The 14,360-nt window shown below is 67.4% G+C and carries 14 protein-coding genes, 1 rRNA gene and 2 pseudogenes; 13 read left to right on the forward strand and 4 right to left on the reverse strand.

Annotation, left to right across the window (positions count from 1 at the left end):
- The 3 genes and pseudogenes from rrf to ABZ910_RS25495 form a co-directional block, all read left to right on the forward strand.
- Window positions 1-95, forward strand: a 5S ribosomal RNA gene (rrf, locus tag ABZ910_RS25485); the annotation flags it as partial.
- Between the two features lie 372 nt (window positions 96-467).
- Window positions 468-1,970 carry a long-chain fatty acid--CoA ligase gene (locus tag ABZ910_RS25490; RefSeq protein WP_361369163.1) on the forward strand — a complete coding sequence of 501 codons (1,503 nt, stop codon included), beginning with the start codon at window positions 468-470 and terminating at the stop codon, window positions 1,968-1,970.
- 74 nt (window positions 1,971-2,044) lie between these two features.
- Window positions 2,045-2,731: pseudogene (locus ABZ910_RS25495) on the forward strand (AMP-binding protein); the annotation flags it as partial.
- 205 nt (window positions 2,732-2,936) lie between these two features.
- Here the strand turns inward: ABZ910_RS25495 and ABZ910_RS25500 are convergent.
- Window positions 2,937-4,502, reverse strand: a complete 1,566-nt coding sequence (locus ABZ910_RS25500; protein WP_361369165.1) for a cytochrome P450 — start codon at window positions 4,500-4,502, stop codon at window positions 2,937-2,939.
- A 479-nt stretch (window positions 4,503-4,981) separates the two neighbouring features.
- Between ABZ910_RS25500 and ABZ910_RS25505 the strand changes: the two genes are divergently transcribed.
- Both ABZ910_RS25505 and ABZ910_RS25510 read left to right on the forward strand, forming a co-directional pair.
- Entirely contained in the window at window positions 4,982-5,266 is a 285-nt protein-coding gene (locus ABZ910_RS25505) for an antibiotic biosynthesis monooxygenase (protein ID WP_361369166.1), read from the forward strand.
- 15 nt (window positions 5,267-5,281) lie between these two features.
- Entirely contained in the window at window positions 5,282-5,608 is a 327-nt protein-coding gene (locus ABZ910_RS25510; RefSeq protein ID WP_361369168.1) for a hypothetical protein, read from the forward strand.
- 200 nt (window positions 5,609-5,808) lie between these two features.
- Here ABZ910_RS25510 and ABZ910_RS25515 read toward each other — a convergent pair whose 3' ends face one another.
- The gene (locus tag ABZ910_RS25515; protein WP_361369170.1) at window positions 5,809-6,216 is read right to left on the reverse strand and encodes a hypothetical protein; all 408 of its coding nucleotides are present in this window, start codon (window positions 6,214-6,216) and stop codon (window positions 5,809-5,811) included.
- 389 nt (window positions 6,217-6,605) lie between these two features.
- Between ABZ910_RS25515 and ABZ910_RS25520 the strand changes: the two genes are divergently transcribed.
- On the forward strand, window positions 6,606-7,106 hold the full coding sequence (locus ABZ910_RS25520) for a GNAT family N-acetyltransferase (RefSeq protein ID WP_361369172.1): 501 nt from the start codon (window positions 6,606-6,608) through the stop codon (window positions 7,104-7,106).
- Window positions 7,107-7,608: 502 nt separating this feature from the next.
- Here the strand turns inward: ABZ910_RS25520 and ABZ910_RS25525 are convergent.
- Complete coding sequence (locus ABZ910_RS25525) at window positions 7,609-8,310, reverse strand: CDP-diacylglycerol diphosphatase (RefSeq protein WP_361369174.1); 702 nt, start codon at window positions 8,308-8,310, stop codon at window positions 7,609-7,611.
- A 400-nt stretch (window positions 8,311-8,710) separates the two neighbouring features.
- Between ABZ910_RS25525 and ABZ910_RS25530 the strand changes: the two genes are divergently transcribed.
- The 6 genes and pseudogenes from ABZ910_RS25530 (at window position 8,711) to ABZ910_RS25555 (ending at window position 12,182) form a co-directional block, all read left to right on the forward strand.
- Window positions 8,711-8,977, forward strand: coding sequence for an alpha/beta hydrolase (locus tag ABZ910_RS25530; RefSeq protein ID WP_361369175.1), 267 nt, complete (start codon window positions 8,711-8,713; stop codon window positions 8,975-8,977).
- Window positions 8,978-9,095: 118 nt separating this feature from the next.
- Entirely contained in the window at window positions 9,096-9,482 is a 387-nt protein-coding gene (locus tag ABZ910_RS25535) for an alpha/beta fold hydrolase (protein WP_361369177.1), read from the forward strand.
- Between the two features lie 434 nt (window positions 9,483-9,916).
- Window positions 9,917-10,936 carry an LLM class flavin-dependent oxidoreductase gene (locus ABZ910_RS25540; RefSeq protein WP_361369179.1) on the forward strand — a complete coding sequence of 340 codons (1,020 nt, stop codon included), beginning with the start codon at window positions 9,917-9,919 and terminating at the stop codon, window positions 10,934-10,936.
- Window positions 10,937-11,085: 149 nt separating this feature from the next.
- A pseudogene (locus ABZ910_RS25545) lies at window positions 11,086-11,253 on the forward strand (redoxin domain-containing protein); the annotation flags it as partial.
- A gap of 20 nt (window positions 11,254-11,273) precedes the next feature.
- Window positions 11,274-11,591, forward strand: coding sequence for a redoxin domain-containing protein (locus tag ABZ910_RS25550; RefSeq protein WP_361369180.1), 318 nt, complete (start codon window positions 11,274-11,276; stop codon window positions 11,589-11,591).
- Window positions 11,592-11,645: 54 nt separating this feature from the next.
- Complete coding sequence (locus ABZ910_RS25555; protein WP_361369182.1) at window positions 11,646-12,182, forward strand: DsbA family protein; 537 nt, start codon at window positions 11,646-11,648, stop codon at window positions 12,180-12,182.
- 90 nt (window positions 12,183-12,272) lie between these two features.
- Here the strand turns inward: ABZ910_RS25555 and ABZ910_RS25560 are convergent, their stop codons facing one another.
- Window positions 12,273-13,349, reverse strand: coding sequence for an NAD(+)/NADH kinase (locus ABZ910_RS25560; protein WP_361369184.1), 1,077 nt, complete (start codon window positions 13,347-13,349; stop codon window positions 12,273-12,275).
- Between the two features lie 379 nt (window positions 13,350-13,728).
- Here ABZ910_RS25560 and ABZ910_RS25565 point away from each other — a divergent pair, with 379 nt between their 5' ends.
- Window positions 13,729-14,349, forward strand: coding sequence for a TetR/AcrR family transcriptional regulator (locus ABZ910_RS25565; protein ID WP_361369186.1), 621 nt, complete (start codon window positions 13,729-13,731; stop codon window positions 14,347-14,349).
- Window positions 14,350-14,360: the final 11 nt, after the last annotated feature.

Genomic DNA, 14,360 nt, shown 5'->3' on the forward strand with positions numbered 1-14,360 from the left:
AAACGCCCGGTTACATTCCGAACCCGGAAGCTAAGCCTCACAGCGCCGATGGTACTGCAGGGGGGACCCTGTGGGAGAGTAGGACGCCGCCGAACAAATTTTGAGAAAACCCCCGTACCGGGAGACCGGTACGGGGGTTTTCTGCGTTTGGAGCGAGTGAGCCTGATGAAATCAGGCCATGGTTCCCGGGCAGCTCGGTGCGCTGACTCCATCCGGTGTCGAGGGGGGCCCGTACCCGAGAACGCCTGCGGTGGCGTGGTCCCGGTATCGGGGCGTAGCGTCACCCTCGTAGCTTCTGTCAGAAGGCTTTCGGCTTTCCTGGCTGTTTGCTCTTTGTGCCGGCCAGTGAGGCTGTTCCGGGCGGTGATCCATTCCAGATCACGTCGAGGGCATCGGCCGCGTCGGGGCTTGTCCGGATCCCCCGGGGCTGCATGGCGACGGCCAAGATGCTGAGGAGTGGACCCGGCATGAACCTCGCATCGCATGTGGTGATCGGCGCCCGGACGTACGCGGATCGTGCCGCTCTACGGCTCGGGGACGACAGCGTCTCCTATCGCACGCTCGACCAGCGCAGCGCCGGTCTGGCCGCACTGCTCCGCGACCGCGGCGTGAAACCGGGAGACCGCGTCGGGATCATGCTGCCCGACACTCCGGAGTTCGCGGTCGCCTACTTCGGCGTGCTCCGGGCCGGCGGCATCGTCGTACCCATGAACCCCCTGCTCAAGTCCCGGGAGGTCGCCTACTACCTCGGCGACTCAGGGGGCCGACTGATGTTCGCCTGGCACGACGTCGCCGACGAGGCGCGGGCCGGTACGCAGCAGGTCGGCGCCGAGGCGGTCATTGTCGACGCCGGCGGATTCGATGAGCTCTCCGCCTCCGGACCGTCCGAAGACGAGGTGGTCGACCGGCACGAGGACGACACCGCCGTGGTGCTCTACACCTCGGGCACCACAGGCGAGCCGAAGGGTGCCGAACTGACCCACGCCAACCTCACCCGCAACTGCGACATCGTGGCCACCGAGCTGCTCGGGCTCAGCGACGAGGACGTGATCTTCGGTGGCCTGCCGCTGTTCCACGCGTTCGGACAGACCTGCACCCTCAACGCCGCCATCGCCTGCGGCGCGTGTGTCACGTTGCTGCCGCGCTTCGACGCCGCGAAGACACTGGCGATCCTCGCCGGACACGGCGTGACCGTCTTCGCCGGTGTGCCGACGATCTTCGGCAGGTTGCTGCGGCAGCCCGACCATCACGCCTACGACGTCTCCCGACTGCGGCTGTCCATCTCCGGCGGCTCGGCTATGCCGGTCCAGGTGCTGCGCGACTTCCAGGACGCGTTCCACTGCGTCGTACTCGAAGGGTACGGACTGTCGGAAACGTCGCCCGTCACCTCGTTCAACACCCTGCAGGAGGGGCCCAGGCCCGGTTCGGTCGGCACCCCGATCCGGGGCGTCGAGATGCGTGTGGTCGACGACGACGGCAAGGACGTGGCGCATGGGGAGGTCGGCGAGATCGTGATCCGCGGGCACAACGTGATGAAGGGGTACTGGCGACGCCCCGAGGAGACCTCCGCCGCGATCCGGGACGGCTGGTTCCACACCGGCGACCTCGGCAAGGTCGACCAGGACGGATACTTCTGGATCGTCGGACGGAACAAGGACGTGATCATCCGGGGCGGCTACAACGTGTACCCCCGCGAACTCGAAGCCGTGCTGTACGAGCATCCGACGGTCGCCGAGGCCGCGGTCATCGGCCTGCCCAACCCCGATCTCGGTGAGGAGGTCGGGGCGGCGGTCGTCCTCAAGCCGGGCGCCCGAACAACTGCCGAGGAGCTGCGTGACTACGTCAAGCGCCGGGTCGCCGCTTACAAGTATCCGCGGAAGGTGTGGATCGCGGACGCGCTGCCCAAGGGACCCACGGGCAAGATCGTCAAGCGGGACATCGTCCCGCCGACCGAGCCCGGCAGGCAGTAGGCCGGGCGCCGGGGCAAGCAGGACGAGCCGCGGAGGGTTGGTGCCGAACGCATCGGCACATGGCAATCCGCTCGTTCGAGGCGCGCACCGGCCTGTACATCCACAACGTCTACGGCCTCACGGAAACCAACTCGCCGTCCCACGCGGTGCCGTTGAACACCCGTGCACCGGTCGACCCCACCTCCGGGGCCCTCTCGGTCGGCGTGCCGGTGTTCAACACCGTCGTACGGATCGTCGACGCGGACGGCAAGGAGCTGCCCGTCGGCGAGATCGGCGAGATCGTCACCTCCGGGGCCCAGGTGGTGCCCGGCTACTGGAACAAGCCGGAGGCCACGGCGGAGTCGCTGCCCGGCGGCGAACTGCGCACCGGTGACGTCGGTTTCATGGACGCCGAGGGCTGGTTCTACCTGGTCGACCGGAAGAAGGACATGATCAACGCCTCCGGGTACAAGGTGTGGCCCCGGGAAGTGGAGGACGTCCTCTACGGCCACCCTGCGGTGCGTGAGGCAGCCGTCGTCGGCGTCCCCGACAGGTACCGAGGCGAGACCGTGAAGGCGTACGTCTCCCTCAAGCCCCGCGCCCACGTGACCCCTGAGGAGCTGGTGGAGTACTGCAAGGGGCAGATGGCGGCCTACAAGTACCCCCGCTCGATCGAGGTCCTGGACGAGCTGCCCAAGACAGCGACCGGAAAGATCCTGCGCCGCGAACTACGGAACGCGCGACCGACACCACTCCCGAGCCACGGAACGATGCCACACTGACCGCTCCTGCCGGCAGCGTCCTCCCCACGAACGGATGTGGATGCCGCCAGATGGTACGGGCCGGATACCAGACAGGCGTGGAGCGGGCCTTCGGCCGTAGCCCGCGGGCTACGGCCGAAGGTGCTCTCCGTCATCCGAGCCTCCGGCCCGCTACCGGTCACCTTTTTCCGTCGTGGCCCCGCACGTGCGCGGGACGGACACCCGCTTACGCCGCGTCACGACGGGGGCCGCCGTTCTCGCGGGTGCCTGCGATGCGTTGCGAAGGAAGGCTGATGGCGCCGTCACCGAATGCCGCGCGCTCCTGTGTTCCGGCCGCCTGTGACTGTGCCTGTGCGTGGCCTTGGGCCTGTGTCTGCGTGTCGGCCGTGCTGCGGCGGAAGGCCATGGTGAGGGTGTCGGGTTTGACGGTGACGACCGCCTGGGGGCGAGGCGGGCGTGAGGTGGTGTCGAAGTCCGACCACACCTGCAGGACGGTCGCGAGGATGATCTGGAGTTCACTCCAGGCGAAGTTTTCGCCGATGCATTTACGGCGTCCGTCGCCGAAGGCGAGGAAGGAACCGCGGGTGGCGGACACCAGCTCGGGTGTCCAGCGGTCGGGGTCGAAGACGTCGGGGTTCGGGAAGGAGTCGGGGTCGTGCTGGTGGAGGTAGGGGCTCCAGACGACGTCTGCTCCATGGGGGATGTGGTGGCCGCCGAGGTCGACGTCACGCGCTGCGGTGCGGGTGACCATCCAGGCGGGCCCGTAGACGCGGACGGCTTCCTGCAGCACCTGCCGTGCGTAGGTGAGGTGTTCGAGGTCGTCGTAGCGCAGGGGCCGGTCGGCGCAGACGGAGGCGAGTTCCTCGCGCAGGCGCTGCTGAATGGCGGGGTGGCGGCTGATTTCGTACAGCGTCCAGGCCAGGGTGGTGCCGGTGGTCTCGATGGCGCCGGTGAGCAGGGTGATGGCTTCGTCCTGGAGTTGCTGGCGGCTGAGGGTGTCCTCGGCGGCCAGCAGGGTGGTGAACAGGCCTCCCTCGCTGTCCGCGCCACCTGCGCCGTCCGGTGCGCTGTGGGGGGTGTGGTGGGGGCAGCCGGAGGCCTGCGGCATGACGGCAGGTGTGCGGTGGTGGTCGATGGCCTGGTCGATGAGGGCGCGCAGTCGCGCGACGCGTGCGGCGTGGGCGCGGTTGGCGGGCAGCGGCAGCCTGGTCACCCACGCGGGCAGGATCGTCTGCCGGATCGTGCCCTTCATGATGGCGGGCATCAGGGCGGTGAACTCGTCCGCCAGGTGGGCGGGGAGATCGGTGCCGAAGAGAGCGACGAGGAAGGCGGAGAGGGTGAGGGCGTTCATGTCCGCGTACACATCCTGCGACTCGCCCTCGGGCCAGGCGCTCACCATCGCCCGAACCTGGTCGATCATGGCTTCGCCGCGTTCGGCGATGTGGGCCTTGTTGAACATGGGCTGCATCAGTCGCCGGTGACGCAGGTGGGTGTCGCCGTCGGCGACGGTGGCGAGGCCGTCACCGAAGAACACGCGCAGCGCGTCGATGATTTTTCCGCCCTTGAGGAAGTGGGCGGCGTCGGTGACCAGGACCCGCCGGGTCAGGGCGGGGTCGGTGACCACGTAGGCGGGGGTGGGACCGATACGTATGCGGACCACGCTGCCGTGCTCGCGTAGGGAGGTGATGAAGGGCAGCGGGTTACGGGCGAGACGGTGGGCGTGACCGAGCAGCGGGAGACCGCCGGGGGCGGTGGGCGTGACAACAGGTGCTGGTGGGGGGGTCGTGTTCACGGTGCGTGCCACTCCTGACGACGGGACCGAGGTGCGGCCGATGCATGCCCAAGATCATGCAAGAGAATGCAACCCGAATAAAGATCACTGCGTCACATGCGGTCAGGTCCCGGCACGAAGGGGAGACTGCGCGACGGCTGCACGGCTCCAACTGCGCTGCTGGGCCGACCAATTCCGGCCAGCACGTCGGCACCGCGAACGACGCACCTCCTCATTGCCGGCCCGAGGGTGAGAGGGACGGCATGGCCGCGCGGAAGATCACCAACCTCGCCGGGCTGAGGGCGTACGCACCAGTCACGCGGGGCGTACTCATGCGGCATTCCCGGTTCGCCGAGCCCCGGTCACAGCAGATGTCCCGTTTGGAGTACCCATGCGGCTGTCCGAGTGCCTTCCGAACGTCTCGCGAAGCAAGAGACGTGCAGTGGGGGTATGTGGTTTCGCACGAGATGGCCTTGGGACTCATGAGGAGATCATCAGCTATGTACGCAGTGGTTCGACGGTACGAAGGCGTGACTGATTCCGCCGAGGCGGGGCGTCGGGTGAGTGAGGAATTCGTGTCCGTCCTTCGTCAGGTGCCGGGTTTCGTGGCTTATTACTGGGTTGATGCCGGGGACGGGGTAATGCTGTCCACCAGTGTTTTTGAAGACCGGGCGGGGGCTGAGGAGTCGGTCAGGAAGGCGGCGGACTTCGTGCGGGACAAGCTGGCGTCCCTGCTCCCGAATGCTCCTCAGGTCACGGCCGGCCAGGTGGTGGCTGCCGGGTAGCGGCCGGTTGGAGCGGTGCTGGATCCGGTGACCGCGCCCGGCGCCGACGGGGCGGCGACCGTGGCCGCTGCCCGTGAGCAGCTGCGTGCCGCGCTGCCCGCCGCCCTGGTCCCGGCCACCTTCACCGTGTTCGACGAGCTGCCGCTGAACGCCAACAGGAAGGTCGATCGCAAGGCGCTTCCCGTGCCGGCGCTCGCCGAGTCGGACGACGCCGGCCTTCCGCGCACCGCCCGGGATGCGGAGCTCGCGGCCCTGTACGTGCGCGTGCTCATCACGCGTCGGTCGGCATCCACGGCAACTTCTTCGAGCTCGGCGGCAGCTCGCTCCTGGCGGCCGACCTGACGGCGCGGACGGCGCCGGGGCGAGAGTCCGCCTCGATGTGCCTGCCGCTGCGCACGCGCGCCTGGCCGAGCTGGCCCGCCGGTCGCAGGCGACGACCTCGCGCTCGATTCGGGGTGCGTCGACGATCGGCTGCATCGCGTCTCGGTCGCGCCTGTGGGCGAACGCGCCGTGCTCACCGTGCTGTGCTCACCGTGTTGTGCTCAGTCCAGGCACTCGAAGATCTTGTCCCAGAACGCGGAGTCGTCCACGTTCAGGTCGTGGCCGATCATGCGTCGGCGTAGTTCGGTGGCGGCGGCTGCGCCTACGGCGTCGTCGGCCGATTCCAGTGCGGTGCTTGCCTCGGCGATGAGTGCGAGGAGCACGGCCAGGTGGGGGAGGGAGTCGGCGGCCGGTCCCTTCCATCCGGCACCGTGGCCCCATCCGTTGGGGTCGTAGTGGGTGATACCGCCGGCCGCCGCGCCGAGCATCAGGTTCAGGTCGTACCAAGTGGCCATGGTGAAGGCGAAGTTGGTGGGTGGGGAGTCGTCGTCGGGGTAGCGTTCCCCGTAGATCTCGTCGGCGTCGAAGGGGTCCAGCCCGTCCTCGTCCCGCAGGTGGCTGGTGTCCATTCCTACGATGTCGAGGTGGACGGCGGGAAAGCCGACTGTCAGCGGAATTCCCTCGACGGGGCATGGGTCAGTTCGGCCGGCAGAGCGTCCTCGTCCGGTCGCCAGAGCGACCTTTGCCCAGCCGTTCCTCCAGCCACACCGCGTCCGGTATCAGCGGAGTGTCGTTGCTCTTCACTGCGTGGCCCCCCATGGTCCGCGTAGTTCCGTCATGGCCCGCCCCAGTCAATCGCATGTCCGGTCGGCGAGTGCGAGCGTGTGCGCCCTCGCCCAGTCCCTCCTGCGGGCTGCCTGATACTCCAGTCGTAGATCGTTATGTGCCCGTGTTGGGGCTGTCCGCTGCCGGAGGAAAACTGGGTGGCCTCAGTGCGCCGTCTGGGTAGAGTCGGGCAATGCCCGAGTTGCAGCGACTCCATGCCGGCCATGCCCCAGCGGTCCTGGCCTTCGAGGTGGCGAACCGCGCCTACTTCGCTGCCTCGATCTCCGACCGCGGCGACGACTTCTTCGACCACTTCGCCGACCGATACAACGCCTTGCTGGCTGAGCAAGAGGCTGGCATTTGTGCTTTCCACGTGCTTGTTGCCGAGGATGGCTCGGTACTCGGCAGGTTCAACCTGGTCGACATCGAGGACCACGCTGCGGAACTCGGTTACCGGGTCGCGCAACACGTTGCCGGCCGCGGCGTGGCGACGGCGACTGTCCGGGAGCTGTGCCGGGTGGCCTGGGCCCGGCACCGGCTGTGCAGCCTGCGGGCGGCCGCCGCCCGTGAGAATCTCGCGTCCCAGAAGGTGCTGATCAAAGCCGGGTTCGTCCCTGTCGGCCCGGCCGACCCGACCCACCTCGGCGGTAAACCAGGCACCTGGTATCAGTGTGAGCTGGTACGTCAGCCGTAGACCGCGATCTTGCTGGTGACCGGTTGCGGTGAGGCTGTGGCCACCGCTGGGCAGGCAACCATCATCTGCTGATCCGCTGCGATGGCAGCATCAGTGAACTCGCCTGCAACCGCTGCTGGTTGCAGCCCCCCGGTGCCCCTCGCAGCGCTGGTGCGGGTCGCCGGGTCGCCGGGTTCCGGGGTCGAGATGGCGGGTGGAGGAGACCTTCCAGTCGGGAAGGGGCCTGGCTGGACCGGACGAGCACCAGGTCCGGCGCTTCACCTCGTGGTCTCGCGGCGACTGCAGCGTTCAGTGACCGGCGTGGCCTGACCCCGGTGTCGCAGTGGCCGCCCCTGACCGGATGGCTGGATTCACCCGTTGGCACTCGAGCGCACTCGGGTCGTGGATGTGGTCTTCGTGGCTGAGGAGCGGCTTGACGGCGGTCATGGCTGTGGCGTGCGCGGGCCCGCGGCCGCCTCGGCGTCGTATGCCTGCTTGTGCCGGGGCCGGCTGGGGTGGGTGTTCATGCGCAGTCGAGGAGGTGGTTGCAGGTGTCGGTGCCGCTGTGGAGGTCGCTCTCACTGTTCAGGACGTAGAAGCCGTTCGTGGACCGTGGAAGCACGATCATCGTCTGGTACTGCATCCTGTTGTCGTCCCCGACCACGTAACGTCTGAGGAAGGAGAAGAGGTTCCCGGTGAGGTTGGGGGATTTCATCACCCGGTAGTTGCGGGTCTCGGACTTGAAGCCCGTCACCGGAAGCACCGCATCCTTCCATTTCGTCAGGTCCGTGGGGATCTTCTGCTGCTTGTCGTGTGTGTCGAGGTCGTGCAGCGCCTGCGTGGCGTAGTGGGACATGTGGATGTGCAACTGGTCCTGTCTGCGGGCGTGCTTGGAGTTGATGCCCAGTCCGACCGCCCCTGGGTGCGGAAAGTAGTGGGGGATCCTGCTCAGCGCGGCAGACCAGTAGTCGGCAGCGGTGCTGGCCCAGATCTTGGGGCACTCGATCCCTTTGAGGCGATCCGTCGCAACCAGCTGAAAGTCCGTCGTGCTTCCCGACTCGCCCGGCAGCACCCCCCATCGGCTGTCAACTTCCAGGCAGGGCCCGGGCTTTTGCTGGACGCACTTCTGGATTTCCTTCCAGAGGTATCCGTCGTCCGTCGGGCTGCCGCAGGCGTCGTTGATGGGATCGCCACCTGGAGTGATCCCTCGATTCTCTGTGGACATGAATGCCTCCGCGGTTGTCGGGCCGTCCGAAAGTGTTCCGGATCGGCTGTAGGCAGAGGTCCCCCCGATATCGAACAAATAATCAGACAACCGAACGAATCACCCGCAGGGTGCAGCCCTCTCGTCCACGCTCTCGTGTGTTCGATTTTCTATTCGATGTCATGGGTGGGGAGGTGGAGGTTATGAGCCTTTTCAACCTCAGTCTCAGCCGGCCAGATGGAGCGTGAGGGCGGCTTGGACGAGGCTCGTGGCTCACTGACGCCATCGGGGCACTCGGCAGATCGCTCCGGAGGTCATATGTTTCTGCGGCAGGCAGGAGTGCTGCGTTGACAGGTGGGCTGGATGGAGTGTGCGGTGCGACGTATCGGTGCACTACGTGGAGTACGGCGAAGGTAGGCCGGTGCTGGTGCTGCATGGAGCGGGGGTCGACCACCGCGAGGCCGTGGCCTGCTTCGAGCCGGCTCTGGGGGCGCGTGACGGCTACCGGCGAATCTATCCTGACCTCCCCGGAATGGGGCGTACGCCGGCACCTGCGTCTCTGCGAAGCGCCAACGACGTCCTCGACGTGCTGCTCGGCTTCGCCGATGAGGTCGCCGGGGCAGACGACGTCCTTGTCGTCGGCCACTCGGCCGGCGCCTACTATGCCCAAGGGGTTGTGAGCTGTTGATGCGTGACGGCACACAAGGGTGTTCTGGTGTGCATGAGCGAGTGCACGTGGCCGAGGTGTGCACCCCGCGCAGTGGGGAACTCTAGGAACGGTTCGCGATGTCCCGGCGCGTCACGCGGTGGTCGCGGCAGACGATTTGGGCAACGAGGAGTTCCGCCGCTATTTCGTGGTGCAATCGCCCGCGATGCTCGAGCGCTATGAGCGGTTCGTCGCCCCAGCGATCCCCCTCGTCGACCAGGCCGCCATGGAGCGGATCGGCGAGCAATGGGAACTCGAAGCGACCGAGGGGCCGGCGTACCAGGGTCCGACACTCGTCGTGGCCGGCAGGCAGGACTCCGCCGTCGGGTACGTGGCGGCCGCGGACCTGCTCGACCACTACCCGCGGGCCACCCTGGCAGTGCTGGACGGCGCCGGCCACGCGCTTCCGCACGAGCAGCCGGGGGTCCTGGCAGGGCTGATCGACGACTGGCCGGCCCGGACCTCCAGGACTTCAGGGCCACCGTAGTTCTCCATCACGACTGCTCGCACTTGGCGCCTCCGTGCCTGTCCACATGCTCCGGGGCCAGGGCAGGCTATGCGTAAATGGTTAGTCTTTGTTTTCGCTTACTTGGTGTGAGTGCACCGCGCGGGATTTATCCAGTCTTATCCGAGCGCCGATGCGCCCCTCTGCAGGGCAGGTCGCTGGACGTATCGTGCAGGTATTGAGGCCGTGAAATTGTCCCCCATTTCCATACCGAGATTCAATCGACATATTCCGTTGCGCACCGGTTGCGCGTCGCTCCGGCGTGTGGGACCGTCGCTGCGGAGGCAGTCCGCTCATGAGATGTGCGGCTCTTGCGGCTTCGAGCACGGCTATTCGAATCGGGCGTTCAAATCGAGCGTTGTCCGTGGTTCACGTGCGGGGCATAAATCGAAACAGCCACGAAAGACCCAGCCGATATGACACCATCGCGAGTTCCACTGTCGATCCTTGATCTCGTCCCGGTCGCCTCCGGCACCGATACGGCTGCTGCGCTCAACCAGTCCGTGGAGCTGGCGCAGCTCGCCGACTCGCTCGGCTATCACCGGTACTGGTACGCCGAGCACCACAACGTCGTCACGTTCGCCTCCTCGGCGACGTCGCTGCTCATCTGCCGAGCGGCCGAGCACACCAAGCGCATCAGGCTGGGATCGGGCGGCGTGATGCTGCCCAACCACAGCCCGCTGATGGTGGCGGAGTACTACGGCACGCTCGCCGAGATGTTCGGTGACCGCATCGACCTCGGGCTGGGCCGTGCCCCGGGAACGGACCCGGTGACGGCCGCCGCGCTGCGCCGTGGAGCCGCGGCCACGGACACGTTCGTCGAAGACGTCGTCGAGCTGCACGGCTACCTCAGTTCTCGCGACGCGGGGCCGGCATCGGTGCAGGCGCTGCCGGGCCGGGGTACCGAGGTCCCGCTGTGGATGCTCGGGTCGAGCCTCGACGGCGCCGTGGTCGCCGCCTACCTGGGGCTGCCGTACGCGTTCGCCTCGCACTTCGCCCCTCAGCTGCGGCACGAGGCGCTCACCCTCTACCGCTCGCGCTTCTCGACGGAGTTCATCACTGCCGAGATCAAGCGGCCCTACGCCATGGCGGGCGTCAACGTCCTCGTGGCACCGACCGACGACGAGGCGCATTATCTGTTCACCACGGCTCAGCAGATGGCCGCAGGCATCCGCACCGGCCGGCGCGGCCCGCTGCCACCGCCGGTCAAGGACCTGGCGGCCGCGATCAGCCCCGAGGCCGCGCGGTTCGTGGACGACTTCCAGCAAGTGCGCGCGGTCGGGTCCCCGGACACGGTCGTTGCCGAGCTCGAGGCGATCGTCGCTGACCTGGAGGTCGACGAACTCATCATCACGACCTACACGCATGACCCCGCGCACCGGCTGCGTTCGTTCGCGCTGCTCGCCGAGGCATGGGGCCTCCACCGCGCCGACTGAGCCGACCAACGGGTCGTCCGCCTCTGACGGCACCACCGGCAGAGCACGATCGCCGCCGATGATTGAAATGAAACGCCAGGTTGACGCGGAATGCATTACTGCACTCGCCTCTTTTGACGGAGGGTGTGGCTACTACGGTGTGATCCCTTATGGCGACCGCAGCATCGCATCCTGAAGCTATCCTGTCACCGGGCGTAAAGGCTCCCGATTTCACGCTTATGGCGACGCCGGACCAGTCCCTCGCGTTGGACCAGTTGCGTGGTCGTCCGGTGGTTCTGGCCTTCTATCCTGCCGACTGGAGTGAGGTCTGCGGTGATGAGTTGGCTGTGTTCAGGCTGTGTTCAACCAGGCGCTGCCGCTCATCCGCCAGGACGGTGCGACGCTGCTCGGGATCTCCGTCGACAGCGTCTGGTGCCACCAGGCATTCAGCAAGAACCGGAAGCTGGAGTTCGACCTCCTGTCCGACTTCCAGCCCAAGGGCAAGGTGGCGGCGGAGTACGGCGCCTACGACACCGAGCACGGCTATTGCAAGCGCGCCCTGTTCGTGATCGACGGACACGGAGTGGTCGCCTGGAGCTACCTGTCCCCGACGGCGATCAATCCCGGTGCCGACGGCGTGCTGAAGGCGCTGGACAAGCTGAAGAAGCAGAGCTGAAGAAGCAGAGCTGAAGCAGAATCACACGCCCACGGACTTCGCAGGAGGTCACCCGTGTCGACCCTTAGCATCCCTGTCAACTCCAACGATCACATCCAAGGTCCGGCATCGGCTCCAGTGACGCTCGTCCAGTACGGCGACTACCAGTGCAGCTACTGCGGCGAAGCATTCGGCGTCATCAAACGGATCCAGTCGGAGTTCGGTGACGCGTTGCGCTTCGTCTTCCGTGATTTCCCCCTCCCGGAGATCCACCCGGAAGCGAGGTCGGCGGCGGTGACCGCCGAATACTGCGGCAGCCAGGGACACTTCTGGCCTGCGCACGACGCGCTCTACACGAACCAGGCTGCTCTCGGTGAGAATTTGTACGCCGAGATCGTCGAAAAGCTCGGTCTGGATGTCGACGGCCTGCACCGGGCTTTCAGTACCGACGAGTTTGCCCAGCGGATTCAGAACGACATCGACGGTGGCATTCGTAGCGGTGTCAACGGCACTCCGGCGTTCTTCATCAACGGTCAGATGTATCAGGTGCAGGGCAGCTTTGACGAGCTCGCCGATCCGATCGGCCGGCTCGTCACGCACTCGCGTGATTGAGACCCGCTCTCATGCGCTGTCGGTTCAATCTTGAATCGACTCTCTGTGGCATCAGTGATATGCCCATGCCCTCTGGCGGGGAGGGTCGCTTCAGGAAGGTGAGTGCCCGGTGTCCCTGGGGCGCGTGGGCAGCGCGAGGTGGGCGAGGTCGCCTGGGGGAGGCGTGGTCACCGGCCACAGTGGAGTGGCTCCGCCGTCGGCCACGGCCGCGGGCGCGTCGGTGAGGTTCATGCGCTTGCGCAGCCGCGCGTAGAAGCCCATGGGGCCGAGCCGTACCACCCGCAGCCTGCGGGACGCGGCGTAGACCCCGATCCAGTCGCCGGGACTGAGCAGACCGCGCACCTGGCCGTCGATGCTGACGGCGGCCGGCCCCGAGCGTTCGAGGACCCGCAGCGCGATCGGCTCGTCGGAGGCGGCCAGCACCGAGCGGTTGAACGCCATGTGCGGCGCGACCGGCGTGAACAGCAGCCCCTCCGCGCGCGGGGAGACGACCGGGCCCCCGGCGGCGAAGCTGTATGCCGTTGAGCCCGTGGGTGTGGCCACCATCAGTGCGTCGGCGGAGTAACAGGCGAGCAACTGCCCGGCGATGTACACCCCCACGGACACCTGGTGCTCCCGCGTCAGCCGCTCCAAGACCACGTCGTTCAGCGCGGTGACGTTCATCGCGACACCCCAGTCGTCACTGGTCTCGCACTCCATGCGAACCCTCGGCGGCGGCAGCAGCGGACCGCGCCCGTAGCGCACCAGCGGCTCCATGTGCTTGGGCACCTCCAGACGGCACGAGGTGCGCAGGGTGAGCAGCATCCGGCTCTCCACGCTGAACCGGCCCTCGAGCACGGCGTCCAGGGCCGTGCCCACTGTCGGTGCGGGCACCTCGGTCAGGAACCCGACCCGCCCGAGATTGACACCGAGGATCAGGGCGTTGCTCTCGGCCGCCAGCCGGGCACCGCGCAGAAAGGTGCCGTCGCCGCCCAGGGTGACGATCAGGTCCGGATCGTGTGCGGCATCGACCTCCGCACGGGCGTTGTGCCGCTCGCCTTCGCGCCATACGTCGATGTCGGAGCATGCCACCGCGTGCTCGGCGCACCACTCGCGCACGGCCGCCGCCGCGGCCACGGCCGTCGGCCGTCCGGTGTGGACGACCAAGCCGATACGGTTCACCGTCATACCCGCCGCCTCCTGGCCCGCTCGCACAGAGAGCGCCATCCTCGCGGGGAACCGGAGGGGCGGGCGGCCCGCCACGCCGCCCGCCCGTCGAGGCGGTCTCAGCGGGCGGCCGTTGTGCCGTCTGCGCGTTCCACCAGCGAGATTCCGTCCTTCATGGACGTGTTGCCGTCCGAGGGGGACTGCGACGACGTAGTGGTGTCCGCCCTGTCGTCCGGCCGAGGCTACGGCTGTACCGCAGCCCGGCATCCGGTCACGTGGCTCCATGTGCCCCGGAGGGCGTGCCTTGACAGTGCAGAGGCGGCCAGACAGCATGAGAACTATGGAAACTAATTCAGTTTCTGGAGTTTCCAGGAGTGACCAGCAGCGTGCCGACCTCATCGTGGAAGCGGCGGGCCGGCTCTTCTTCGCGCCGGGCTTCGCGCGGGTGAGCATGGACGATCTCGCTCGGGAGCTCGGGATGAGCAAGAAGACGATCTACCGTCACTTCCCGGACAAGCGCAGCCTGGTGGCCGCGGTGCTGGATCGGCAGTTCGCGGCTGTGGAACGCACGCTGGTGGCGGCCGAGGGTGCGGAAGGGCAGCCGTTCCCCGTGCGGGTGCAGCGTTTCCTGATCGCGGCAGGCAGTGAACTCGCCCGGATCGGCGCGGCTCAGCTCGCGACGGGGCGGGGCGGCGACGCGATGCTGCGCCAGTACGTGGAGCAGCGTGTGGACGCGGTGGTCTACCGGCGGCTCGACGAGCTGTTCCGGGACGGGCACCGGCAGGGACTGCTGTCGGCGCCGCCTGAGCTGCTGAGCGAGATCACCCGCGGTGCGTTGGAGCGGCTGCTCACCTCGCAGTTGCCGCGCGAACTCGACTGGACCGCGGCCGACCTGCTGCAAGCGACCGTCGACACCGTGCTCTACGGGGCGATCCGCTCGGCACACCCTGGCATCGACGATGAACGCCCCCGGGCGGTCACGCCGACGGCCCGCGATGACGAACAGGAAGTGGGCCCGTGATCGGGGCAACC

The sequence above is a fragment of the Streptomyces sp. NPDC046805 genome (assembly GCF_040645355.1).
GTDB lineage: Bacteria > Actinomycetota > Actinomycetes > Streptomycetales > Streptomycetaceae > Streptomyces.

What these genes read in the sequence shown, in the direction of transcription:
- ABZ910_RS25490 (WP_361369163.1), top strand. Translation starts at nt 468, where the DNA reads ATGAACCTCGCATCGCATGTGGTGATCGGCGCCCGGACGTACGCGGAT.
- ABZ910_RS25505 (WP_361369166.1), top strand. Translation starts at nt 4,982, where the DNA reads ATGTACGCAGTGGTTCGACGGTACGAAGGCGTGACTGATTCCGCCGAG.
- ABZ910_RS25515 (WP_361369170.1), bottom strand. Translation starts at nt 6,216, where the DNA reads ATGGACACCAGCCACCTGCGGGACGAGGACGGGCTGGACCCCTTCGAC.
- ABZ910_RS25520 (WP_361369172.1), top strand. Translation starts at nt 6,606, where the DNA reads ATGCCCGAGTTGCAGCGACTCCATGCCGGCCATGCCCCAGCGGTCCTG.
- ABZ910_RS25525 (WP_361369174.1), bottom strand. Translation starts at nt 8,310, where the DNA reads ATGTCCACAGAGAATCGAGGGATCACTCCAGGTGGCGATCCCATCAAC.
- ABZ910_RS25540 (WP_361369179.1), top strand. Translation starts at nt 9,917, where the DNA reads ATGACACCATCGCGAGTTCCACTGTCGATCCTTGATCTCGTCCCGGTC.
- ABZ910_RS25560 (WP_361369184.1), bottom strand. Translation starts at nt 13,349, where the DNA reads ATGACGGTGAACCGTATCGGCTTGGTCGTCCACACCGGACGGCCGACG.